Source organism: Paenibacillus sp. Soil522, assembly GCF_001428245.1.
GTDB lineage: Bacteria > Bacillota > Bacilli > Paenibacillales > Paenibacillaceae > Pristimantibacillus.
The window spans coordinates 1-23,396 of record NZ_LMRV01000071.1 but is presented as its reverse complement, the minus strand read 5'-3'; the positions used below and the strand labels follow the sequence as shown (position 1 = coordinate 23,396).

Annotated in this window: 21 protein-coding genes and 6 pseudogenes; 3 read left to right on the top strand and 24 right to left on the bottom strand. The window is 43.7% G+C overall.

Annotated elements, in window-relative coordinates; translation table 11 throughout:
- Window positions 1-97 precede the first annotated feature (97 nt).
- Window positions 98-220 (bottom strand): annotated as a pseudogene (locus tag ASG81_RS33080) (MarR family winged helix-turn-helix transcriptional regulator); the annotation flags it as partial.
- A 198-nt stretch (window positions 221-418) separates the two neighbouring features.
- On the opposite strand from ASG81_RS33080, the pseudogene ASG81_RS33075 reads away from it, so the two are divergent.
- Window positions 419-709: pseudogene (locus tag ASG81_RS33075) on the top strand (arsenate reductase/protein-tyrosine-phosphatase family protein); the annotation flags it as partial.
- Between the two features lie 35 nt (window positions 710-744).
- Here the strand turns inward: ASG81_RS33075 and ASG81_RS33070 are convergent.
- The 10 genes and pseudogenes from ASG81_RS33070 to ASG81_RS33060 form a co-directional block, all read right to left on the bottom strand.
- Window positions 745-888, bottom strand: a pseudogene (locus ASG81_RS33070) (DsrE/DsrF/DrsH-like family protein); the annotation flags it as partial.
- A gap of 93 nt (window positions 889-981) precedes the next feature.
- Entirely contained in the window at window positions 982-1,722 is a 741-nt protein-coding gene (locus tag ASG81_RS22880; RefSeq protein WP_056639683.1) for an SDR family oxidoreductase, read from the bottom strand.
- A gap of 60 nt (window positions 1,723-1,782) precedes the next feature.
- Window positions 1,783-2,916: an NADH-dependent flavin oxidoreductase gene (locus ASG81_RS22875; RefSeq protein WP_056639680.1), complete on the bottom strand. Its 1,134-nt coding sequence runs from the start codon at window positions 2,914-2,916 to the stop codon at window positions 1,783-1,785.
- 13 nt (window positions 2,917-2,929) lie between these two features.
- Window positions 2,930-3,046: a DUF3737 family protein gene (locus tag ASG81_RS33065; RefSeq protein WP_235548986.1), complete on the bottom strand. Its 117-nt coding sequence runs from the start codon at window positions 3,044-3,046 to the stop codon at window positions 2,930-2,932.
- 625 nt (window positions 3,047-3,671) lie between these two features.
- The gene (locus ASG81_RS22870; RefSeq protein ID WP_056639678.1) at window positions 3,672-4,244 is read right to left on the bottom strand and encodes a TetR/AcrR family transcriptional regulator; all 573 of its coding nucleotides are present in this window, start codon (window positions 4,242-4,244) and stop codon (window positions 3,672-3,674) included.
- Window positions 4,245-5,239: 995 nt separating this feature from the next.
- A complete protein-coding gene (locus ASG81_RS22860; RefSeq protein ID WP_056639671.1) occupies window positions 5,240-5,560 on the bottom strand; it encodes a luciferase domain-containing protein in 321 nt (106 codons plus the stop codon).
- A gap of 6 nt (window positions 5,561-5,566) precedes the next feature.
- Window positions 5,567-6,955, bottom strand: coding sequence for an MFS transporter (locus tag ASG81_RS22855; protein ID WP_056639668.1), 1,389 nt, complete (start codon window positions 6,953-6,955; stop codon window positions 5,567-5,569).
- Window positions 6,956-7,017: 62 nt separating this feature from the next.
- A complete protein-coding gene (locus tag ASG81_RS22850; protein ID WP_200961591.1) occupies window positions 7,018-7,602 on the bottom strand; it encodes a TetR/AcrR family transcriptional regulator in 585 nt (194 codons plus the stop codon).
- Window positions 7,603-7,652: 50 nt separating this feature from the next.
- Complete coding sequence (locus ASG81_RS22845) at window positions 7,653-7,868, bottom strand: chemotaxis protein CheB (protein WP_056639666.1); 216 nt, start codon at window positions 7,866-7,868, stop codon at window positions 7,653-7,655.
- The gene (locus ASG81_RS33060; RefSeq protein WP_162255059.1) at window positions 7,865-8,044 is read right to left on the bottom strand and encodes a hypothetical protein; all 180 of its coding nucleotides are present in this window, start codon (window positions 8,042-8,044) and stop codon (window positions 7,865-7,867) included. Before ASG81_RS33060 ends, ASG81_RS22845 begins: the two co-directional genes overlap by 4 nt.
- Window positions 8,045-8,526: 482 nt before the next feature.
- On the opposite strand from ASG81_RS33060, the pseudogene ASG81_RS30235 reads away from it, so the two are divergent.
- Window positions 8,527-8,793, top strand: a pseudogene (locus ASG81_RS30235) (sensor histidine kinase); the annotation flags it as partial.
- A 564-nt stretch (window positions 8,794-9,357) separates the two neighbouring features.
- On the opposite strand, the gene ASG81_RS32270 reads toward ASG81_RS30235, so the two are convergent.
- From ASG81_RS32270 to ASG81_RS22775, 13 genes and pseudogenes are all read right to left on the bottom strand, one after another.
- A complete protein-coding gene (locus ASG81_RS32270; protein WP_200961589.1) occupies window positions 9,358-9,516 on the bottom strand; it encodes a hypothetical protein in 159 nt (52 codons plus the stop codon).
- An 882-nt stretch (window positions 9,517-10,398) separates the two neighbouring features.
- Window positions 10,399-11,556 carry a sulfite reductase subunit alpha gene (locus ASG81_RS22835; RefSeq protein WP_056639661.1) on the bottom strand — a complete coding sequence of 386 codons (1,158 nt, stop codon included), beginning with the start codon at window positions 11,554-11,556 and terminating at the stop codon, window positions 10,399-10,401.
- A gap of 20 nt (window positions 11,557-11,576) precedes the next feature.
- Window positions 11,577-12,359: pseudogene (locus ASG81_RS30230) on the bottom strand (NAD(P)/FAD-dependent oxidoreductase); the annotation flags it as partial.
- Window positions 12,360-12,431: 72 nt separating this feature from the next.
- Window positions 12,432-12,677, bottom strand: coding sequence for a ferredoxin (locus ASG81_RS22820; RefSeq protein WP_056639652.1), 246 nt, complete (start codon window positions 12,675-12,677; stop codon window positions 12,432-12,434).
- A 297-nt stretch (window positions 12,678-12,974) separates the two neighbouring features.
- Window positions 12,975-13,757, bottom strand: a complete 783-nt coding sequence (locus tag ASG81_RS22815) for an SDR family oxidoreductase (RefSeq protein ID WP_056639649.1) — start codon at window positions 13,755-13,757, stop codon at window positions 12,975-12,977.
- 245 nt (window positions 13,758-14,002) lie between these two features.
- On the bottom strand, window positions 14,003-15,346 hold the full coding sequence (locus ASG81_RS22810) for an SCP2 sterol-binding domain-containing protein (protein ID WP_056639688.1): 1,344 nt from the start codon (window positions 15,344-15,346) through the stop codon (window positions 14,003-14,005).
- An 8-nt stretch (window positions 15,347-15,354) separates the two neighbouring features.
- Complete coding sequence (locus ASG81_RS22805) at window positions 15,355-15,825, bottom strand: MarR family winged helix-turn-helix transcriptional regulator (RefSeq protein WP_056639646.1); 471 nt, start codon at window positions 15,823-15,825, stop codon at window positions 15,355-15,357.
- Between the two features lie 198 nt (window positions 15,826-16,023).
- Window positions 16,024-16,257, bottom strand: a pseudogene (locus ASG81_RS30225) (recombinase family protein); the annotation flags it as partial.
- Window positions 16,258-16,797: 540 nt separating this feature from the next.
- Window positions 16,798-17,208 carry an IS110 family transposase gene (locus tag ASG81_RS34120; RefSeq protein ID WP_056639643.1) on the bottom strand — a complete coding sequence of 137 codons (411 nt, stop codon included), beginning with the start codon at window positions 17,206-17,208 and terminating at the stop codon, window positions 16,798-16,800.
- A gap of 286 nt (window positions 17,209-17,494) precedes the next feature.
- On the bottom strand, window positions 17,495-18,586 hold the full coding sequence (locus tag ASG81_RS22790) for a GerAB/ArcD/ProY family transporter (protein WP_056639636.1): 1,092 nt from the start codon (window positions 18,584-18,586) through the stop codon (window positions 17,495-17,497).
- Window positions 18,587-18,599: 13 nt separating this feature from the next.
- Window positions 18,600-19,748 carry a Ger(x)C family spore germination protein gene (locus ASG81_RS22785; RefSeq protein ID WP_235548987.1) on the bottom strand — a complete coding sequence of 383 codons (1,149 nt, stop codon included), beginning with the start codon at window positions 19,746-19,748 and terminating at the stop codon, window positions 18,600-18,602.
- A 53-nt stretch (window positions 19,749-19,801) separates the two neighbouring features.
- Entirely contained in the window at window positions 19,802-21,403 is a 1,602-nt protein-coding gene (locus ASG81_RS22780) for a spore germination protein (RefSeq protein WP_056639631.1), read from the bottom strand.
- A gap of 361 nt (window positions 21,404-21,764) precedes the next feature.
- Window positions 21,765-22,097: an AraC family transcriptional regulator gene (locus ASG81_RS22775; RefSeq protein WP_056639628.1), complete on the bottom strand. Its 333-nt coding sequence runs from the start codon at window positions 22,095-22,097 to the stop codon at window positions 21,765-21,767.
- A gap of 481 nt (window positions 22,098-22,578) precedes the next feature.
- Between ASG81_RS22775 and ASG81_RS22770 the strand changes: the two genes are divergently transcribed.
- Entirely contained in the window at window positions 22,579-23,031 is a 453-nt protein-coding gene (locus tag ASG81_RS22770) for a MoaF-related domain-containing protein (RefSeq protein ID WP_081417521.1), read from the top strand.
- The last annotated feature ends 365 nt before the right edge of the window (window positions 23,032-23,396 follow it).

Here is a 23,396-nt window from a genome sequence, read left to right as displayed (position 1 = left end):
AGCGCGGTTCAATTCAAAGAAAATGGAAGCAATTTAAAGTAATTCTTTGATCAATGTCGAATAAGAGGTGCAGTGTCCACAATAAGGGTGTTTAACCGATTTCATATAAGATATGACTTTGAATGAGTGATATATCCAGACCACTGATCTGGCAACAGTTTTTGTTCAACAAACCAAATTGCCTTGCTAGGATGTGTAGCAGTTCTCGTGGGTTGTTCATTATTCATTCCCCCTGTATCATTTATAAATCATTTACTTGTAGTTTGCAAGTTAAATTTTTACTCCACTCTTTATATTCGTTGACGCTTATATAACACTTTACTTTATAATCAGCTGTGTATAATAAACATTGAAAGGTGTGAACCTATTTGAAATCCTTACTTCGTATTTACTTTTTATGTGGTGAAATCATTGTCGAAGTCAAATTGCTAAAGCGTATGCCAAAGATATGGCTAGAGAAGATGTGATTATTAAGAGCGCTGGATTACATCCATCTGAAATACATCCACTAACGCATTCTTTCATGAACGAAGTTGGTATCGATTTAAACGGCCACCACTCAAAAAAGATTGATATGAAGACCTTTTTTGCATCAACCATTGTTATGAAACTATGTGAGGAGATCAAAGAAACGTGCCCTGTTGTTCCTTTTGGCACTCGTAATGTATTGTGGAATATTCAAGATCCACTACTCGGAATCACACCTAAGCTTGAAAATGTTCGCTTAGCAAGAGATGAAATGCTACCCCCAATCAGCTCTTCCTGCTGCAGACCGAGCAAATCCATGGTCTTCGTACAGTCCACGAGCTTGCCCCCCTGCCTTGGGCCAGTTCAATCGGCTGAGACAGAGAAAGTGCATGGTGTTTTTTTCATGACATGCTTGATCATCTACGGCCGAAGTTCATTTTGGACAGTAAGCTGCCCAAAAAAAACCAATATTTGTTTGGGGCAGCACCAAGTATCACATGATTTTTCTCTTTTTTAGAGTACTTGAACTGTTGGACGAATAATCATCTCATTAATCGCTACATCGGATGGTTGTTCAATTGCAAATGCAATGGCACGAGCAATGCTAGCAGGCTCGATTGCAATTTTCATAGCTTCATCAATTGCAGATCTTAATTCTGAACCTGAAATGGCTTCTATTAATTCTGTAGCAATAGCTCCTGGCGAGATAATGGTTGTACGAATATTGTTGATAAACTCCTCTATACGGAGACCTTCTGTAATGGCACGTACAGCAAACTTTGTACCACTATAAACAGAACTAGCAGGGAATACTAAGTGACCAGCTATTGAGGATACGTTAATGATATGCCCTTCTTTTCTTTCTCTCATGGACGGAAGAACAGCAGCAATCCCATAAAGTACACCCTTGATGTTAACATCAATCATCGTATCCCATTCTTTAATTTTTTTCTCATAAACAGGTGATAGCGGCATTACTCCTGCATTATTGACCATTACATCAATTTTTCCAAACTCTTTAAGAGCATAATCAGCTAACTCTTCCATTTGTTCATTTGAGGCAACATCCGTGACTTTATAAATAGCTCGCCCGCCATTATTTTGAATTTCTTCTTGCAGCTTTTGTAAACGATCTTTACGACGAGCGGCTAGTACCAACTTCGCACCTTTAGATGCAAGTTCTTTTGCAGTAGCTTCTCCAATCCCACTAGAAGCACCCGTGATAATTACAACCTTATCTTGAATATTTGGCATTTGACATCCTCCTCTTAATTAAAACCTGACAAAAAACAGTAAACTTTTTCTATTACGATATTATTCTTCGATCTTAAACCATGGACCTGAAGCTTGAATTACATTCCACAGTTTTTCTGGAAGCTCAAGCTCGCTTACTTTTGAAGTCTTAAGTGCTGTCTCAATTTCAGCTTCTTTTCCATTCTGAATCTTCTCTACCCAGTCTGGATTCATGATTAACGTATGACCAACCGCTGCTAGGGATAGACCCTTATCTAATGCTGTTGCAACGTCATCCGGAGTGACCATAGAACCAGCAGCCATTACAGGTATTCTGCCGTTTGCATGTTCAACAATTAATTCAAGATATGTTTTTTCATCTTGACTATCGACTGGCTTTGACGAAAGGGCATTAACCAATGAAGCATGCACATAATCAACACCCTCTTCAATCAGGCGATCAATCAACGCATAGGTATCCTTCATTCTTAGACCGCCTTCTTCTGATTCGTCAGGAGAAATCCTATAGCCAAAAATAAACGGTTTTGTAGCATGTTTTTTAATCACATTGTTCATTTCCTGAACGACCGCCAATGGGAAACGCAAGCGATTTTCTAGAGATCCTCCCCATTGATCCTCACGTCTGTTGAAGAAAGGAGAAAAGAAGTTTTGAAGTAAAAATCCATGCGCGCCATGAATTTCAACACCATCAAACCCTGCTTCAATGGCTCGTCTTGTTGTTTCTCCAAACGCATGAATCACTTCCAATATTTCATCGTGGGAAAGTTCTCTAGGCAAAACAGAAGGAGCAAATGCCGTAGCTTCAGTTTCTATAGCGCTGGAACTAACCACATCACCATTTGGAGTTAAAGCCGGTAGTGCTTTGTTACCTGCGTGGAAAATTTGAAGTACTGCAGGAGCTCCCCCACTTTTCGCCGCATCCGCCAATTTCCGTAAACTTGGAATAAATTTATCGTCATAAGCTGCGAATTCATGCGTAAAACCAATACCGTTTGATTGGACTTGCGTGCATCCCGTTATAACTAGACCTACGCCATTCACTCTTTTTTTGTAATATTTCACTTCTTCATCTGAAATCGTGTAATCGTCATTACTGGCCCAAGTAGTCATAGGTGACATAACGACCCGATTTCTAAGGGTGGTTCCATTTTTGAGTGTGAAGGATTCAAGTAAGTTGTTATATTTGGGGTTCATCTTCTAACCTCTTTCATTGTTTTTTAGGTCTAACCCTTGCTAAAAATTCACTATGCTTGATTTGCACGTTAGCAATATTAAATAAGGGGCGTTCGCCTTCAAATGTCCCTTTATCAATCAGGTTCATCATGTATGATCCTCTTTCTGTTATCTTATACCTTCACCTTGGATGTTTACCCAAGCGGATACAGCTAAAGGAGAGCGCAGCTAGAGCTAATGCAATCACGATGGATGCAGGCTAGTTGGAGCGGTCCGGTAAGATCAGTCCCAGTGCTTATGCATTCTCGTATGCCATAGATATTGAAAGATCACGATAGGCGTCGATCTCCGCCTGTAGGTTGGCGATTTTCAGCTCAGCGAGGCCGATGGCATCGGCTCCTGCGACGAAGCGACGCGGCGGCATCTCCTCGCTCGCGATCGTGATTAGCGCCTGAGCGAGCTTAGTCGGGTCGCCGGGCTGCTGGCCGCTCTGGGCTTTCCACCACTCCGGACGAAACCCCTATTCGGAAAGGATTAAGGGAGCTTCCCAGCGTACGTTTATTCCACTCGCCGAACTTCCCTGGAATTGCTCCCATTCGTTTTTATTTATCTTTAAATCGAATGTTCGATTATTTATTGGTGAAAAAAATATCCCGTACTTCTTTATCAACAGTTTGTTCGTTTTTATAATAAACGATCATTCGGTTAAAATCGAACGTTTTTAATCAGAGGGATTTTTATCCATCTGGAATTTTGCTCCCTCTGAAAATCTCAAATTATGCTTTTAAAGCATCCCAGCACATTTGAATTAATTCGTCCAAGTTTTCCTGTTTCAACTCTGTTTGACCGCCAAAATATCCTTTAACATATTGCACGGCCGGGTTAAACATAAAGAGATGGAGAAGATTCGTATCCACTTGTTTGAAAACATTTTGACTCTTGCCTTTTTCAAATAAGTTAAAGAGCGGCTCAAACAAATCTATTCCTTCTTTTTGAGATAACTTATGAAGGAGAGGTGAGTTTGAGAATTGCTCAATAAATAAAAATTCATCTTTATTAGTCAAAATAAAATTCAAAAACTTTCTCAAAGCGTTTTCGAAAGCGGTTTGTAACGATATGGAATCATCGAAATTATAAAACACTTCTAAACTCATCTTCTTTTTGACACTCAAATACAATTTATTCAGCATATCCTCCTTGTTTTCAAAGTAAACGTAAATCGTTGAAGCAGATACGCCGGCTTTTTTCGCGATCTTTGACATCGAAGTTTCCGATAAACCATGTTCATTTATCAGCTGGATCGCTGCATTAAAAATACTCTCGCTTTTATTTTCATCTTTATGTCTCATGTGCCTATAATAAAAGAGCGTTCGATTAAAGTCAACCCCATCTCAAACATAAACCGGGTGGCTACTTCGTCACGTATGTGCCATCTCTTAGAGTCTCCCGGCTGATAAATACGATAAGGCAAATCCCAATCCCAATGATCTCAAGAACCCATTGGTCTGTTCCCCCTTCCCACGGTTGCTGTAACACTACTTTGAATTCCAAGTCGATTAGTGGATTGGCATGGGAATTCTTCTTTAAGTGAATCATGGTCTTATAAAACCCTTTAATGGCGGACAGGAACAGTTACACCGTTTTGGAACTTTTACTCGTCAAATAAACGCCTTCATGCCCGTCTCTGCCACGGATCTTACAATGCATCTGATCTAACAAATACTGTCTCTTCCTTAACGGCTTTGGGTTCGTTGTCCCACCAGACCTTTCTGGCCTTGTAGCGACTTTTTTGCTTTAATCAGTTCCAGGGTGTTTATATAAGCGATTACGGAGCTTTCACTGATCCTTTTGATTTGGTCGTGATAAAACTCTGTGAGAGGAATGAATGCCTCCTTCGATTAGTCAAACACAATAAGACGGTATTTGCTATTCACACCATCTGGACGGTAAAGATGAAAAAACGAAGCCATTTCCTCCCCTGCCCCTACCCTAATCTTCACAAAAAAGTGGACATATCCGTTCCACTGGAAAGGATGTCCAAATATGATGTGTAACACTATATGAAAATAAAGTAGATTCATAGGCTTGTCAACGAAACTTAACAATTGATATTACATTGTATTTTGTACAAATGTCTGTAGAGCGTCAAAAACCCTTGTATATCAAGTTTTCATATATTGTCGGAGGACAAGAACATACATCCTTAACCGTACGTACCCCCGATTTAAAAAAAATAGGTGACCCTCCTCGGAGCGCCGTATTTTATTTATTTGCTGCTGAAAACGTAAAACGGACCGCCCAACGGCGGTCCGTTTTATTTCCCAACGTATCGGAGCCGTCTCGCCTACGCCTCCGAAGAGACCAATAGGTCATACTTGAATCGAAGCAGTTCGAGCGCGCAGCGGACGTCCGTCTCCGTGCGCAAATGAACCGAAACCCAGTTCGATTCCGGCAGCACGTGGTGCGGTACCGCTTTGCCGAGCTCGATCGCTTCGTCGCGCGCAGCCTTCGGCAGCATCAGATCGACGAGGGATACGCCGTGCATATGTCCGATTTCCTTTCCGTTCACGACGAATTCCGTCCCGCCGAACCGGTGCGGCCGAAGCGACACTCCGGGCCAGGAACGAACCGTTTCGACCAGCGCCGTATCGTCCGTTTTCGCCATGCCCCTTCACCTCCCTTCTTCCGACAGCCGCGGCTCGGAAAGCCGTCCCGGACGGAACCGCATCCGGTAATACGCCAGCAATCCCGCGTGAATGATGAGGAAGCCCAAAAACACGTTGGCGAACATCCCGGCGTTCGCGCCGGCGGCGAGCGGATTCCAGCCGGGCGCATCCATCTCGAGCAGCAAGCCGTAGACGCTCGCGGCCATGCCGCCAACGATAAAATTCGTCAACGTAAACAGCCCCATGCCGACACCGGCTTGCTCTTTCGACAACGTCTTGGACAGCGAGTTGGAGACGGCGACTTGGATGAACGTCTGGCCGACGTTGCCGAAGATCAGGAACAACGGAATCGTCCAAACGGGCGCCGCGCCGGAAAACGCGGCGAGCAGCGCGAAACAGAGCATCAGCAGCCCGGATGCGAGCGTGTACAAGCTGGCGTCCCCCCTCCGGTCCGCCAGCTTCCCGCCGGTGCGGCTCAGCGCGGACGAAGCGACGGCGGCCGGCACGAGCGCAAAGCCGATCCATTCGGAGTCGAGCCCGTAGACGTCGGCGAGCAGCACCGAAGGCAATAACGCCATGCCGGTCGCGACGCAGGAAATCAGGGCCACCATCGCCAGACCGCTCGAGTAGCTCCGGTTCCGGAACACCGCCGGCTGCACGAACGGTTCGGACGCGGTCGCAAGCCGCCAAACGAGCAGGGACAGCGTCAGGGCCGCCGCCACGAACAACCACCCCGACAAATAGGTCGCGCCGAGCAGCGCGAACGCAACCGTCGCGGAAAGCAGCGCGCCCCCGGGCCAATCGAGCTTCCCGGGATTCGGGGCGGGTTCGTCGTTCACGTATTTTCGGAAAAACGGCACCAACGCCAAAACGAGGACGGGCGGAACGAACAGCCAGCGCCAATCCAGGGCGGCGAGCAGCAGCGCGGCCACGGCGGGGCCGAGCGCGGTGCCGAGCGCCAAGCCGGCGGCGGTCATGCTCATCGCCCCGCCGCGCCGCTCCGGCGGAAAGTAACGGATCGGAATGAGCATCGCTGCCGCCGGAACGACCGACGCGCCGGCCGCCTGCAGGAGGCGGCCAGCCAACGCTTGCCAAAACGCCGACGACGCGAAGCCGATCAGCGAGCCGACGGCAAACGCGAGCAGCCCAAACGTGAGCAAATTTTTCAGGCGGTATCGGTTCGCCAGCTTTCCGTAAACGACGCTTCCGATCGCATAAACGAGAAGATAGCCGGAGGAAAGCCAGCTCGCCTGGGCCAAGTCGATCTGAAATTCCGCTCTCAGTTCCGGCAGCACGATGTTAAACGTGAGCACGCTCATCGCGCTGAAGACGGCGGTGAACAGCATGACGCGCATGATGCGCCGGCCGGCGAGTTCTTTGGATGAAATCTGCATGAGGACAACATCCTTTCATCTCAATGTTTGCAAGTACTTACTTACACTCCGTGCAAAAAAAACTAGGGAGCCAGCGACCTAGCGAAAAGATCGACGCTCCGCTCGATAAACGTGTCGAGCGTAACGTCCGAATTCGACTTCTCCACCAAGTTGCTGCTGAACGCCCCCAAATTCATCCACATGAACGACATGGCCGTAATTTCCGGATCGATAGGGGCAATTTTCCCTTGTTCAAGGAGCGTCGAGAAATAGTTCGTCAGCAGCTTCTTCAGTTGGACCGGATGCTGCGAAGCGTGCTTGTGCACTTCCTCAGGCAGCCGGCTGCCGCCCTTATGTGCGATATCGAGCAGCTTCCGGTTCCGGTTCATGATCGCATGGTACGTCCGTCCGATCAACAGCAAATCCGTCCGCACGTCCCACATCAGCCGCTCGTTGAACAGCTTCGTCATTTCGCCGGCGTAATGGTACCGTTCGAACGCTGCGATGAGCAGCGCCTGTTTGCTGCCGAAATGCCGAAACAGCGTCACTTCGCTGACTCCGGCCGACGCGGCGATCTCCTTCGTCGTCGTCCCGTCGTACCCTTGTTCCGCGATCAGGTCGATCGCCGCCAATATCAACTTGTCGCTGGTGCTCGCCGCTTGGTTCATGAATCGTTCCTGCCCCTTTCTTTTGTAAGTACTTACTTACATCTAATTATTCACAAATCGAATCGCGCTGTCAAGCCCACGACGTCGACGATTTTCGCGACGATCCGGTGAAGCGGCACGACGTGATCGACGGCGCCCGTCTCGATCGCCGAGCGCAGCATGCCGAAGACGACGCACGTCTCCTCCGCTTCGGCGATCGCCGTGCAATCGGCCGACCGCTTGGCGAGCGCGAGCGCTTCAGCCCCGTCGGAGCCCATGCCGGTCATGACGACGAAATGCGTCCTGACGCCGGAAAGCCAACCGATTCAAAGAGCGTGTCGACCGACGGGCGGTGTCCGCTGCGGGGCGGGTCGCCTTCATCCGATCGAAGACGGTCATATGCGCATCGCCCGGAGCGATGTACTTCTCCATCAAACGAGAACAGCAACTTAAACTCTCCCACTATCTTCTCCTTGTATTCAATCCAGAGGAAGGAAACCAAATGATTATAATCAAACTCCGGGAAATTCTTAAACTCAATTGAAATTTTATTTATATCATACCTATAAGATGCAGAGCATTCGATCGAGTGTTGAAGCAAGGGGGTGCCTCCAGCATCGAATACATGCTTAAACAATGTATTCGTATGCTCCTCAATGGTATGCTCGATTGCTCCCGAGAGAGTTGAAAAATCAATCACCTGTGTTGTTCTCAGGCGAGGAGTAATCGGGTCTGTGAGATTCACTTTCTGAGTACGGTAAACGAACTCTTCCGCTGTTGACCCTTCATATGAGTCACAACATTTAAGCAATTTTTCATTGCGCGTCTCGAATAGGCTTATGCGGGCTCTCTGATATCTGAATATGTTCAACTTATCGATAAAAATGATCCGCTCCGTATTTTCTGGCAGCATCCGTTGATCGAAAGACAATTACTCAAGGACGTCCGCGCGGATCGATCGAGATTGCGCTGAAGAAACAGCATCAGGATGTCGTCCTGTCGGTCACCAACACGGGCGAAGGCATTGCCTCGGAGCACTTGCACCGGATCTTCGACCGATTCTATCGGACGGACGCTTCCCGCTCCCGCGCCCAAGGCGGCCATGGACTGGGTCTTGCCATCGCCAAATCCATCGTCGATCAGCACGGCGGCAAGCTTTACGCGAAGAGCGAGCTTGGGGAATCGATGACTTTCTATCTACATCTGGACTAGAGGCCCTCGACACGCAAAAAAAATCCCTTACGACCGTTTCAGCGGTCGCAAGGGATTTTTGATTTTTGTCGTTTCGGGACATCCTATATTTACAGGACGCGTCGAGCCGTCGAATAACGGTGCGAGTAGCTTGTTAATGCGGACGCCGTTGAAGCTGCTGCCGATCGTGTTGTGAATGAACTGTCCGTTGCCGATATAGATGCCATATATCGGATGAGCTGACTTACACGCCTTTGAGAAACGCCAATGATAGCCCAATGCGACCTAATAATTCGATTAAGTGGACGATGCCGGTACTTTGCATCATTCAACCCCTCTTTCCTCACCATCATCCTCACACTCGTACAATGCCACGGTGATTCTAGGGGGAATAAAACAGGAGTGGCTAATTCAAAATAGCGGACTAAACAAAAACACAGTGCGAATTGTGTGCAATGAAGACCAATATCAGAAAATAATAAAAGCCCTTCGGGAAGTAGTCCTTCCGTCCGGGCCGATCAATTTTGGGATTTGTAGACGTCAGGTATACAAGAGGTAAGGGACGAGATGTCGAAGCGTCGCGTTTTATGCTTGATCAAGTACTCCCGTTGTCTCTTGAGATGCCATTTGTTTTTGCGCTTTAGTTACTTGATTGCGTTCGTGGTTGAATTCGTTTGAATCACTGTATTTAGCAGGAACTTCTTTGGTCTGATCTGCTTTTCCTATAGCTTGCGACTTAGTCATGTTTATCTCCTTCGCAATCAAAATCCAAAAGGCCCATGAAATGAAAATCATCTCAGTGTGCTACTAGGTACAGACTTGAGTATCCTCGTCATCCGGGTGCGGAGTCGATTGTTCAAACTCCGGGAATTTCCTCTCCTCTATTTCAGGGATGTCGGCCTGTGGAATTTCACGAATATCATCCATTTTCTTAATCCTCCATATTTACATCTTTTATGTAACGCTTGACCTATATATTGTTTGTGAATTTTTCCAATTATATACGTACGATCGTACTAAGCATGAGTGCTGCGGCTGCCAGTCAAAATAATGTAGGCTCGGCTATGATTACATGTTCTTGTCCTAATTACGGCTAAGGATATATGTTCTTGTCTTTCGCTTTGGACAAATACATATATCCATAAAATGAAAAAGCCGCGCAGCGCGCAGCTCTCTATGCATATATATTCTTGTCCTCCGACAATAAATTGTTACACATTATATGATGTGTATTTTCGATCATCAAATAATAAGTTTTAAAAGTCCCTACCCGGACCGTGTTACCAAGCGTCAGGTCCCTTAAAGGTAGTTTCGAATCTTCTGTTTTCCGCTCTCCATTTGCATCTCGGATTTGCCTACTCGATGGTGGTTTTTGTTACGGGCTTACTATGAGTATGGATATTTTTTCCCGCCAACATTCGTTCGTCGGTCTGGATATTTCTCATGCCATGAATTCGACTTGGGCCACATTTGTTATGGGCTTTCCGACTTATATCAACTAAAGCAATCGAGCAACTGTTGGCCGGGATTCGAGGGAGTACAGGAAAAAAAGAATGACACCCTTTTCCATTTAATGTGGAAAGAATGTCACTCTTTTTGCCGTGGTGCCGTTAATACCTATTCATTTTAATACACATCACGTTGATAACGTCCTTGAGCTTGTATATCATTGAGATAAGCTTCCGCTGCTTCTCGGCTCATCGCACCTTCTTTTTCAATAACTTCGATAAGCGCGTTGTGGACATCTTTCGCCATATATTGCTTATCTCCGCAAACATAGAAGCAAGCTCCGTTTTCCAGCCATTCAAACAAATCCTTGCTGTTTTCAAGCATTTTATGCTGCACATAAACTTTTTGTGCCGTATCACGGGAGAACGCAGTTTCTATTCTTGTCAACACCCCATCTTTTTGATATTGTTCCAACTCGTTCTGATAAAGGAAATCCGATTCCGCATGCTGGTCTCCAAAAAATAGCCATGCTCTGCCCGTTGCTTTAGTTACCGCACGTTCCTGGATAAAGGAACGGAACGGTGCAATGCCTGTCCCCGAACCAACCATAATAATATCTGTATCTTGAGACGCCGGCAAATGGAAGTGTTTATTAGGTTGAATAAATACGGGAAGCGTGTCTCCTTCTTTAAGACGTTCGGCAACTAAAACCGAACTAACGCCTTTACGTTCACGTCCGTGAGCCGTGTAGCGCATAGCACCGATGGTTAGATGCACTTCCTCGGGATTAGCGGCAATGCTGCTTGCAATTGAATAGAGACGCGGCGTCAATTTTCTTAAAAGAGACACCATTTCTTGGGCAGAAGCGTTCCATGGCCCGAAATCGCGCAGCATATCAAGCAAGTCACGCCCGTAGATATATTCTTTCAGTTGGTTTGCATTTTCATTTAATAAAAGCTTGCGCAACTCTTCATTCTCGGTAAATTCCACCGCTTGCTGTAAAATCTTTTTCGATAGCAGTGTAATTTCAAAGTAGATTGACAGCGCTTCTTTTAACGGAAGTGTATCGCCTTCCTTACTAATTGTTACTAACGTTTCTTCGTCCCATTTCATTTCCTCAAGCAGAGAAGCCACCAGTTCCGGATCATTCTTGGGGATAATACCAAGAGCATCTCCTGGGACGTAGGAAAGGCTTAATCCTTTTAACGATAACTCGAGATGTCTTGTTTCTTTATTGGAGTCAGCTCCATTTAAATTTACATTTTTAAGAACCTTCGTGTGAAATGGATTTTTTCTTGAGAATGTTGTTGCCGACTGATTTTCTGTAACTAGCATATTCTTCCCCCCCAAATACCTACAATTGCATTTTTCTTCAATCCCCGTTCTCTAATTGATCCGAGAGAAGAGACAAAGCCGAAATTAACAATTAAATCATCAACGTCAACTACTTGTTTATGTTTAGTCTTAGCATGTTCTATAACGATTTGTTTGATATGATCTGCCCCTACCAACTCTACAGGGATATAGGGTGTTTTCACTTCAATTGAAGAATTCATCAATTGCTCTACGCTATGTTCATGCGCGCGAAATATATCTCTTCTGTGTATCAATGTTACTTTTTCAGCGATTGGTTCTAACATTAGAGCCCAATCAACAGCAGAATCGCCACCACCTAGAATCCCTACTTTCCTACCTTAAAACGTCCACAAAATAATAAATATTGCTATTTTCAAAACGTACTGCATCTTCTAGTACCAGTTTGCGAGGCTGGAAAGCTCCATTTCCTGCTGTAATAATAACTGATTTTGAATAATGAACATCACGGTTTGTCGTTATCTTAAATGTATCATCTACTTGCTTTTCAATCTGTTCAACTGATTCTTCAAGGCAAATTGTCGGTTCAAATACCTTCATTTGCTCTTTAAAATTTCCAACTAATTTCTGAGCTCGTATTTTTGAAAAACCAGCTATATCATAAATGAATTTTTCTGGATAAAGAGCCGACAACTGTCCCCCTAGTTGAGGCTCTCCAAAATTTTCACCTTCGCTTGCCTCATTCCTCCATAAAAAGCTGTAAACAAACCAACTGGTCCACCACCAATAATGGTTTTATCATAAATCTTCTTTTCTTCTATCATTATCATTACCCCTAGTTAGAATAAACATAAAGTACTAGAGTTATTTCTTTCGTTTTTTGTTTTTAATTCTATTCAAGCTTTGATAATCTTACCTTCAAACGACTCTTCAGCTATTTTAATTGATTCAGTTGGACATCCATCAAAAGCATCTTGTAAGTCATCTTCGTATTCATCAGGTACGATGGCTGTTCCTTTATTATTATCTAAAATAACAAAAGCGATCCCCTCATCATCGTAATCAAAAATAGTTGGTGCAGTAGCTCCACATGCTCCACAGGCAATACAAGTTTCTTTATCTACAATTGTATATTTTTTCATTTTTACTTCCCTTCCTTTATATGTCTTTATATTCAACTTACGGCTTGAGAGTTGCAATGTTTTCTACACATTCTAGTTACCTGATACTGAACCTATAGATGAAATAAATGTGATGACCAAGGGTGGTCCACTTCTTCTATTAGTTTAAACTTTGCAGTGCAATTGCATGCACAAATTCGTTGATATAACTCGACCTTGTTGTCATTTCGCCCACATAACGGTTCAATTTTTCCCTTTGTTTTTCATGTTGGATATTTTTTAAACGCAAAGAGTTTAATATACCACTGTTCCGTATAGTTAACTCTTGGTTTGAGCCAGCATTTTATCAACGGTTTTGCTCATCTGATTTAGAATAAACTGAGGTGCAACACGACTCATGAACTTCAGCGCACTGCTCTGGCCCGGCAGGATCTCAAAGCGATCCTTTTCCAAACCCTTGATTGCGTACCTAACCATCTTACCGGCATCCATTGGCTTAACGCCTTTGATCTCGTAACCATCAAGAGCTTTAATTAAAGGGGTCTGAATAGTTGGAGGCGCCAATTCAAACACTTTAATATTAGTATTTTTTAGCTGCATTCGCAGTGATTGTGTAAAAGAATGAATACCGGCTTTCGTCGCACAATATACCGGCAATACCGGATAAGGAACAAATGCAAGTGCGGATGAGACATTCATAATCGCAGAGGATTTCTTCGCCTTTAAATGCGATAAGAATTGGTTCACCATGCGGATCGAACCGCTGAGGTTAATTTCAATCTCGCTACTGATATCCTCTAAATCAACCTCTTTGGTATGAAAGTTCAATTTACGCATAACCCCAGCGTTATTGATCAGAAAATTCAGTTCTGGAAATTGACTGGTTACTTTTTCAAAAAGGTCGGAAATGGCCTTTGGATCGCTTACATCACACTGAAATGTGTAAACGTATGGAAGTTTCTTTTTTGCTATATCCAACTTATACTGATCCCGCCCGGTAATAATTACGGTGTTCCCAAGCTGAACGAGCTGAGTAGCAAGCTCGAATCCAATCCCGGATGTTCCACCCGTTATAAGAATTGTGTTGGAATCCATTTTCATAAAAATCAATCCTTTCTCTATAAATGATTTATATAGTGGCTTTGCATGCTTTATTGTGCAACAAGATTTCCAAAGATCGTAAGGTTCTTGCAAATACAATGGTTTGTGATATAGGCATATCGTTCGCCGCCTTCGGTTTTGAATGTTTTTTCATGCTTCTCAGCGAACCACCAATGATTGCCGTCTTTCTCCAATAATGCATCGGATTCAATCCCCCTATGCATAATAGTGTTTACACACTCTTATTAAGCAAAGCATTTCTCAAATTTCATCAACAATTTAGGGTTCCCTTTGAGCCGCAGTTTTCTTGTCAGCAATGCCGCAGCCACATTTTTTTCCTTCGCCACGATCTTAAGCCACGTTTTGCTATCTACCGTAATCCGAATATCCGGCTTGCCGTGAAAACCGTCCCTAATCTGGAGCTTATTATCACGAATGTCGATTGTCGTTTGTCTCGTTTCATCTCCGGTGAATGCAAAATGATAGGTGCAGTTTAAACCCGACGCCTGCTTCGGCTGGAATGCATGAGGCATCAGGGTGATCAAAAGGCGGATCGTGTTCGGCCTGAGTCCATTCCCGACGCGTTTTACCGTTTTATGGGGAAAACGTTTCGCGACATACGCTTCCGCATCGGAGCCAGGGGTTACATACACCGTCTCCTCTTTTGCCTGCAACGGCTTTAATACATCATTCATGAATCCTTTACGGTCTTTCAGAAACGGCCCGATCACATCTTCACCCGCCGGACAAACCGATAAGCAATAAGCCGCTTTGTAGTTAGCCCCGAAACTCAAACTTTGCCACCAGGAAGTCGTTTCGGTTAGCGGTACTTCATTCCGGTACTCTTTGACGTTCTTGCTGTCCACGACCGTTTCCACAAAGTCGCTGAAACCGCCCATAAACTCACGATAATTGTGCGTAGCGCATGAAGAAAAATTAAATTGTCCGTCCGCACCGATCGCGCCCACAGGGCAGGCAGATACGCAAAGCTTGCATTCCAGACACGGGTTGTAGTCAATCGGCCGGTCTTCCTTGTTGATCCGGGCATCGATCATAACGGCGCCAAGCAGAATGAAGTTTCCGAATTTCGGATGAATCACGTTGCGATGGATGCCCATATGGCCTAACCCTGCCGCAACGGCAACAGGCTTGAGAGAAACGACCCAGGTCTTGCCTGGAAACTTATCCATCTCCATCGGGAAACCCATTGCTGCATTTAAAGCCCTTATCCCTCGCGCTTCCAATGCGGACACGATGTGATGGGCTGTCTCCGCTACCTTATCGCCAGTATGATGAAATTCAATATTGGCAAGGGATCGCGCTGGTGTGCGGATCGGTTCTCGATTCATTCTGGCAACGAAACTGATCATCGTCTTAGCATGCGGAAATGCGGACAGAATGTCATCACGCTGATCATCCAATTCGGAGCGTTCAATGGATATAACCCCGACATCGTCAGCTCCGGCCTCAAGACACAATTCACGTATCCACTCATAATCAACCGTTTCGTTGTCAAGAGTGGCGGATTGTGCAGATGATTCGTAGTAACGCACAACTGTGGGATGTTTTTTCATATCGGCCACTTTCATCCATCCTTTCATATTAGGTGTATATACACCTTTTTGGCGAAAAAAATTAATCTCTCCTGYAAACCTTTATAACGGTCATCGCCCATATAGTCTCGAATACGGATTTGCGCCTGTTCCCATAACGGCAGCGCACGCTTAAGAAGGTCCCGGCCRTCGGGTGTCAGAGCAATAAATCGTTTCCTRCGATCCTCCCCTTCCGTGATCGACACCCAGCCYTGTCTCTCAAGCGGCTTGAGATCCCGTGGCAATGTGGTCCGATCCATCAGAAGWAATTCGGAGAGAGATGTAATGGTGACAGACCCGGCCTGTTCAAGTGCCATYAGCAACGACAACTGTGTAGCCCGAAGCCCGACTGGTCTTAAATATTCATCATATAAACTGGTAATGAACCGGGACGCTTTTCTTAAATTCAAGCAAGCGCACTCTGCTGTATAAGCGATCGTCCCTGAAAAATCTGAAGTTGAATTATGTTCTCTCATAAATACGAGTATATACANTAGCCCGAAGCCCGACTGGTCTTAAATATTCATCATATAAACTGGTAATGAACCGGGACGCTTTTCTTAAATTCAAGCAAGCGCACTCTGCTGTATAACCGATCGTCCCTGAAAAATCTGAAGTTGAATTATGTTCTCTCATAAATACGAGTATATACACATATTGTGTCGATGTCAAATAGTGTCTACTCCCAGAGTGATGATCTGCAGACTGATTCCTCTTTCCTTAAGATCATGCGAAAGCTCGATTAACTGCTTTGTTGTCCGGCCAAGTCGATCCAATTTCCAAATGACTAATGTATCCCCGGAACGCAAATACTCCAAGCAGCGAGCTAACTCCGGTCGATCACTTTTCTTCCCGGAGACCTTTTCCTCAAAAACTAAAAAACGATCGTTATCTAGACAGTCGCTCAGTGCATTTCGTTAATAACTTTAAGATTTCACTCAACTTGTGATATGGTTCTCCGCGCTGGCTGTTACGGCAAGTTAATATTAAAGGCATCCCTACATCGGGATGCCTTTTTTTAGACTGCCACCATTTGTCTCATAAAAGTTCGACTAAGAATTATCTCGATCATTTTGGGATTTTTACCATTTGGAGTGACCATAACCTCGCAGCTTAAAAGTACTTTCTAAACAGTCTGAATTATTTCATCTAAATTGAGCAATTCACACCTAATGTCATAAAATTTTAAAGTCCTTCAGATCACTTTTCATTTAATGCTTAAAATCAAAAGCCTACAATTACCTGACCATGAAGCACTAAAATTTCCAAAATACAAATAACCTTCTGAGTCTTTGATATTATTACCCGTTAACATTCCTCTAGGTGTTAGTAGATTCGATTTGCAGAAAAACGAACACCCCGCTAGGATGAGTATGTACTGGGTTGTAGCCCTCAGAACTCACCTTAGGAGGCGTTAACATGAAGTCTAGATTAATTAAAGCTCAAAATCAACGTGTAGAACGTATTTCTACTTCCACCCTTGTCATAGGCATCGACATTGCCAAGGAGAAACATGCATGTTTTCGAACGACCATGCGGGCTTTGAGCATTTGTAAGCGGCGGAAGGCTTCTTCCTTTGGAGAGAAGGGTGTGTAGAACCCGCGTCTCACTGCATCGGCAATGACCAAAGCGTCCTTTGGGTCATTTTTTGAGGGGGAGTTATCTCTGTTTTCCTTATTGCGTTTGGTCGTCATTGGATTGACAAGGACAACTGAAACCCCTTGTTTCATTAACCAATTGGTGATATTGAACCAGTAGTGACCGGTACTTTCCATTCCCACAACGACGTCATTCAAGTTGTGCATTTTCTGTAATTTACGAATGCTGCGCTGGATGGGAAACGTCAGAAGGTATTCCATTCTGGTACACTTATGCTCCTTCATCGAAAATAATTGATTTGTCTTTTTAAAGAATTTCAAGGTGTAAATCGATATGTATTAAGTAGCTTGACAATATTTGTAATGACAGTCAATGGATTTGGAAATTTCACCCCTATGCTTTGTAAGAAGCTGAACAAAAATGCAAACATAAAAAAAGACGAAAAAACAACCAAGTCATGCAGATGTTTTTTACGGACAAGCTTGGGGATTTCATATAGCGCTATGCCTACAAAAGCGAGAATCAATAAGGTAATCAAGGGTACTCTCACTCCTTAGGATATCGTTTTTCTTTCACTGAAGCGAGGATCAGTGAAAGAAGCGGAATTATAAGCTCATACGGTAAAGAGTAATACGGAAGTGTATTGACTCCATAATCCAGCCTAAGCTCAACACCTCTCTGCAGATAAGCAATGTTACCGGCAATAATTGCGACAGGCAGAACCAATGGAAGGTACGAACGCATGTTAAACAATTGAGCTCCGACCATTACAGCACCATATAAAAATAGGGAAATTCTTATAAAAGCCATAGCTTGCAGCATACCTAATAATAGTGCCTCCATTCGAGTAAAGATATCTCCGACATTAATTAATCGGTACATATGGAAAGAAGGAATGAAGGCTATGCTTTCCACAGGGCCCAGCACCATCGTTGTCGTTAATGAAATCAGCAATAACAAACCGGAGCCAATGATAAGACCCATAAATACAGATTTTTTTAGAATTTTGACATTAGTAACTCGTCCCATAATCATTAGAAATACAATCGATTCGCCAAAATTAAGGGTTGTGATCGAAAAAGTAGAGACTAAAAAGTCCCTCATGGGTATATCCATAATCGGCAGAAGATATTTTATTTTCATTTCTTTCAGAAGTAAGAACTCGCTGATAATTATAATAACAACAATTAAAAGGAATAAAAACACAACGGATCTTGTTATGACTTCGAGCCCTTTTCGTAAAGCATAGGCAGTTATAAGTATAAAAGAGATGTATATTACAGCCTCGGGAGTATCTTTCAAGATCGTATTTACATAAATGGCACTGTTGTACCATATATTGTTACTAGCGAGATGACAAAAATACCACAAATAACATATCGAAATAAAGGAACCTAAATAACGGCCGTAAATCATCGAATTGATTTGGACTAAGTTCTTACCCGGAAATTTTTGACTCAAACTCGTAAAAATATAAATAATGATGGATCCCATCACAATTGCCACCAAAAATGCTAACCATCCATTATTTTTGGCAGGGGCTCCTGCGTTAGCCAATGCCGGATCTGATGCCAAGATGAGAGCGGCAAATAAAATGGTTAGCTGCAGGTTTGAAATCTTCCCTTTTTCAATTTTCATTATAGCGCTTCTCCTAATCAGATCGTAATGGTCTTACATTCAATCCGTGAAATCGCAGCTTGGTTTCAGTAGTTACCGTAATATCCAGCTTGGGGTACAATTGATCCCATTTCCGTTCATATAATCCCCACTTTCGACCATATTTAGCATGAAATGAGTCACCAAATGCAAAAACATCTGCATTAAGCTCTTTTCCCTTTTTTACTGCGGCTAATACATCGCTTCGGACTACATTAACCAAAGCCTTTTGTAACGAATCCCATCCCTTAGGGTTGAAAAATGGTTCCGAGCATGTCTGTTCAGTTATGTCCGCTTCAGCGGATATTTGAATAGCGACCTTCAATTGTTTTCTTGCCATGGTCGGAATTGTTTTGCTTTGTGAATTGATAATTTCCATACTAACGTTACCGCCGCCGTGAGGACAAGTGACAGTTACGATTGCCTTTCTCATTTCTCGCCCAAGTATCCATTGGAAACCGCGGGACTCCTTACTATTCAACTCGCCAACATATTTATCTTTTTTAACAACAGCCAACTCTTTCACAACAAGTAATTTTTCATTGTTTTGGGTTTCTATGCTAACAAGCGGAATGACCTGAGCAGTAGTTTTACTCGGCAATTTTTCCAGATACTGATGTATATTCATTCGAACAGCCGTAATTCGGGAATGCTGACGGTTCAAAACCTCAGCTAATTCGTGGGCGGTTACTTGTTCAAGCTCCGTTGGCACATTTAAGATCTTGGATGCCTTTCCGCGTGATATTATGATCCAAGTTGTTGGACGATTTTCCGGATTGCGGACAAAAAAATCGATATACTTATTCAGGCCATCCGATTTGACAAGCTCCTGTCCGATGATGATAATTTCGTTATGAGACCAGTATAATCTTCGATTCGATATTTGGCTGAATTTTTGGACGGCGTCAAAAATCGTTCTTCCCTTTCTATGAACGACCCAATAAGCGGGTTCTTTTGAACTTGCCCCACCACTCTCTTTACCGCCTCCTGCCATATTGCCTACTTTAATGACTTGGGCTGTAACTTGGACCTCTTTAGAGTCAGTGACCTTATCAACAGCTACACCAGATACGATGGCAAATGTATTCAATTCCCGCTTGCTCCAGCATCCAGGCAAAACTATGGTTAGAAGGATGAGCAGCATTGTCCTCCTTAGAAAACGGTTTCGAATAAGCATAAGAATATCCTCTCTCTTCATCATTCTTCATCGGGAGGCTCCGGTTTGAAGCCCGCTTTTTGACGATTTGTTTCATCCCAAGTAATCATTGTAGGACGGGTCAGCATGGTCCATAATGGCATCCGAATGATCGAATCCTTCAGACCATTAAAATTGAGAGGAGCGAATGGAGAGAAATAGGGAGTTCCAAAAGATCTTAACGAACATAAATGGACTAACACGACAAGCAATCCCCCCACTATTCCAAACCCCCCCAGAATGCTTGCTGTAAAAATCAAGAAAAAACGCAAGAGGACGGCTGCATCCGTCAATGGAGTTACTACAAAAGTGGCGATGGCTGTCACTGCAGTTACGATAACCATAGGCGCTGTGATCAATCCGGCTTCTACGGCAGCTTGTCCAACAACCAAAGCCCCTACGATGCTGATTGCTGAACCTACAGGACGAGGCAAGCGGACACCGGCTTCTCTAAGAATTTCATAGACCACGCCCATAATCAGAACTTCTACAACCGCAGGAAGAGGTTTACCTTCTCTGGAGGCGGCCATAGTTATAAGCAAGGGAGTTGGAATAAGTTCCTGATGAAAAGTAGTTAATGCTACATAAACCGCCGGACTTAAGATGCTGATAAAAAAAGCCGCTAGCCTTAACAAGCGAATAAAACTTGCATAATAAGGCCGTGAATAATAATCCTCTGCGGTTTGGAAGTTTTCAATCATTAATCTAGGAACCGTAAGCACAAAAGGAGTACCATCCACGATTATAGCTGCTCGACCCTCGAGAATTTTTGCCGCTACCACATCCGGCTTCTCCGTGTTTCCGATCGTAGAAAAAGGCGAGAATGGCGCATCCTCAATATATTGCTCAATATAGCCTGATCCCAGAATGGCATCCACAGAAATTTTCCCAAGACGATATCTGACTTCATCCAGAAGATCAGGATTCACAATATTTTTGAGATAGACGACACTAACTTTTGTTCGAGATTGTTTACCTAGAACCATGGTTTCAACTGTGAAATTTTGATTTTGAATTTTTTTTCGTAACAGCACAAGATTGGAAGCAAGGTTTTCAATAAAAGCTTCTTGCGGTCCGCGAACGCTGGATTCCGAGGTGGGCAATGAAATATCACGCTGCACGGAACCTACAGTATCGATCAAAAGCACTTCACGTGAACCATCCAAAAGTAAAACGGTATATCCCGATAATATGCTACTAACGATGCGGTGCATTGACTTTTCTTCGCGTACAATTCCTACCGTGAGTATCGTTGATTTCAGGAAACTAACGGTTTTATATTTAGAAATTTCTTGTAGATTGGGATTGCCCATTAAAGGTAATATGATGTTTTCATTGACAATCTTACTGTCAACCAATCCTGAAATATAAACAAGAACTGCCTTTAATTCCGTTTCATGACCAATCACAAGTTCACGTACGACGATATCTGTGCTATTTCCCAACATATTGACAAGTTGATTTACATTTTCTTCAAGACCGGCAAATAGATCGCCAGAATCATCGTTAGGCATATTCCCGTTACCGTGTGTATTCTCTTCTAACCCCTTGTTTTCGTGCAGCGTTTTTCGCAAAAGCAGCTGTTTCAGAAAAAAATTAAACACGACGTTCAACCCCTTTTTATAAATAGTTGGGAATAATACCTGTATTATCTCCAGTTGATCTAGATATATTCCAACAATTGTGGTGTTGACATGCGAGTTACTACGTGGTCATGACTTGCATACTCAAATCCGGAAGATCATTTGGATGCTCATCCGTCTCCGCCCCTATTACATCACTTATCTACAACTCTCGTTTGATCATAGTTTCCCATACAAAAAAAGAAAGGGCTTTTGCCCCCTCCATATCTTCGTTCATATTGTCGAATTTAACGGATTCGGATGAAGAGTCAATCGATACGCAGTAGGAGATAAACCTGTCGATGATTTGAATAACTTGGTTAGGTAGGAAACGTCGGGAATGTCAACTTTGGCGCCAGATTTCCGCCAGCATGAGGTTCGTTGAGGCCAATATCCACTTCGCTGCTTCTATCCTTTTTCTGTTCACGTATTGGATCGGAGATGTGCCGAAATGCCTTTTGAACACGCGGATAAAATAGTTGGGATGCAGATGTGCGCGTTCCGCAAGCTCGTCGATCGTCAAGTTTCGATGGTAGTTTAGATGGATGTGCTCGATGGCTCCTTGAAGCGGTTCGGACACTGCAGCGGGTTCGACGCCGACCACACCGGAAGTTGCATGCTCAACATAATATGCGATCTTCAGCATAGTCGCTTTTATCGCTTCTTTTGCTGCCATAGCGGCTTCACCCTCTTGCAGGGGTTGAAGCAATCTTGATCCTAGTTACCCGGAGCATGATAAGGCCGTTCAAAGTAATCGATCTGGACAGGAGCTTGAACATATTTGATTTCATAGACAGCCGGTTTCGGCGTTAAATCCGGAAATACAATGCCGTTCAGGCACATATCGGGCGCGCCATCGGAACGAAAGCGATTACAAACGCAAGCAGAAAAGACAAGACGCTAGAACCTTTTTGGTGTCTGCTAAAAAACAGATTATTATACATTATTTCAACTCCCACTATAAAGTAATGTTTTCTCCTGTTTTCTCGCTTATTCGCAGTATTACTACTTTGACAGTTTAAGAGGTGCTGGTGGAGAACTTCTCTAGAATCTACAGGACTTGCGCCATGAGCTGATCCAATTCTTGGTACGTTTTTTTGTTGCATGCTCTGCGCAAGATATTGTCATACACAAACACACCCTAGGAGGTAATTTCCATGACATTCTTTAAAAGATTTAGTTTAGTTATCGTTACTTGTTTCGTCTTAGGAGCGCCTATTCTTCCCTTTCAATCATTCGCTGCTCAGAATACCGAATTACTTACCCAAAAAGTTGTCATATCTCAATCGTCAAATCAGAAAACATTTATTGGAAAATCCTACAGGATTATCTTCGAAGACGGATACGTGTTTAACGCAACTTATATTGACGAAAGTCACTTGCATTGGGAAGAAATTGAAGGTCCGTTTAAAGGCCTTGCTGGTGATGAAAAAATGACTTATCGCCAATTAGCGCCAGGGTTGTTTTTTGTCAATTGGTTGGAAGAAACTGGAGTTTCTGTAAGTCAAGTCCTTGATCTTAATAAAATGATCGTTCATGCATTCATGACATACGAAAAAAATGGGAAACGTCAGGAATTATTCCATTCCGGTACACTTACGCCTCTATGATCGAGAGGTTTGTCCGCTTCAGCGGAAATTTGAATAGCGACATTGTGCATCTACAACTTTCTTAATTATATCAAATATCAGGTTTTATTCTCCATTCCTCCCTAAACAATCCTGCCAGTTACTTCAACAAACGAAAAAGGAGCTGCCGTATAGAAGCTCCTCAACTATCGTTCCCCGTTAGCTTAATCATCTATGTACTAACCGCACTAAAAATCGGTCAGGTAAATAACCCAACTGATTTATAGCTGTTATAGACAATTAATAAAGGAGTCAACGATGCAGTGTGTGGAATCCGAGGTCGAGCTTAATTGAGGAACAAATAACGTACCGATGAAGAATTTATGCTCAGGTATTTCAACTATTCT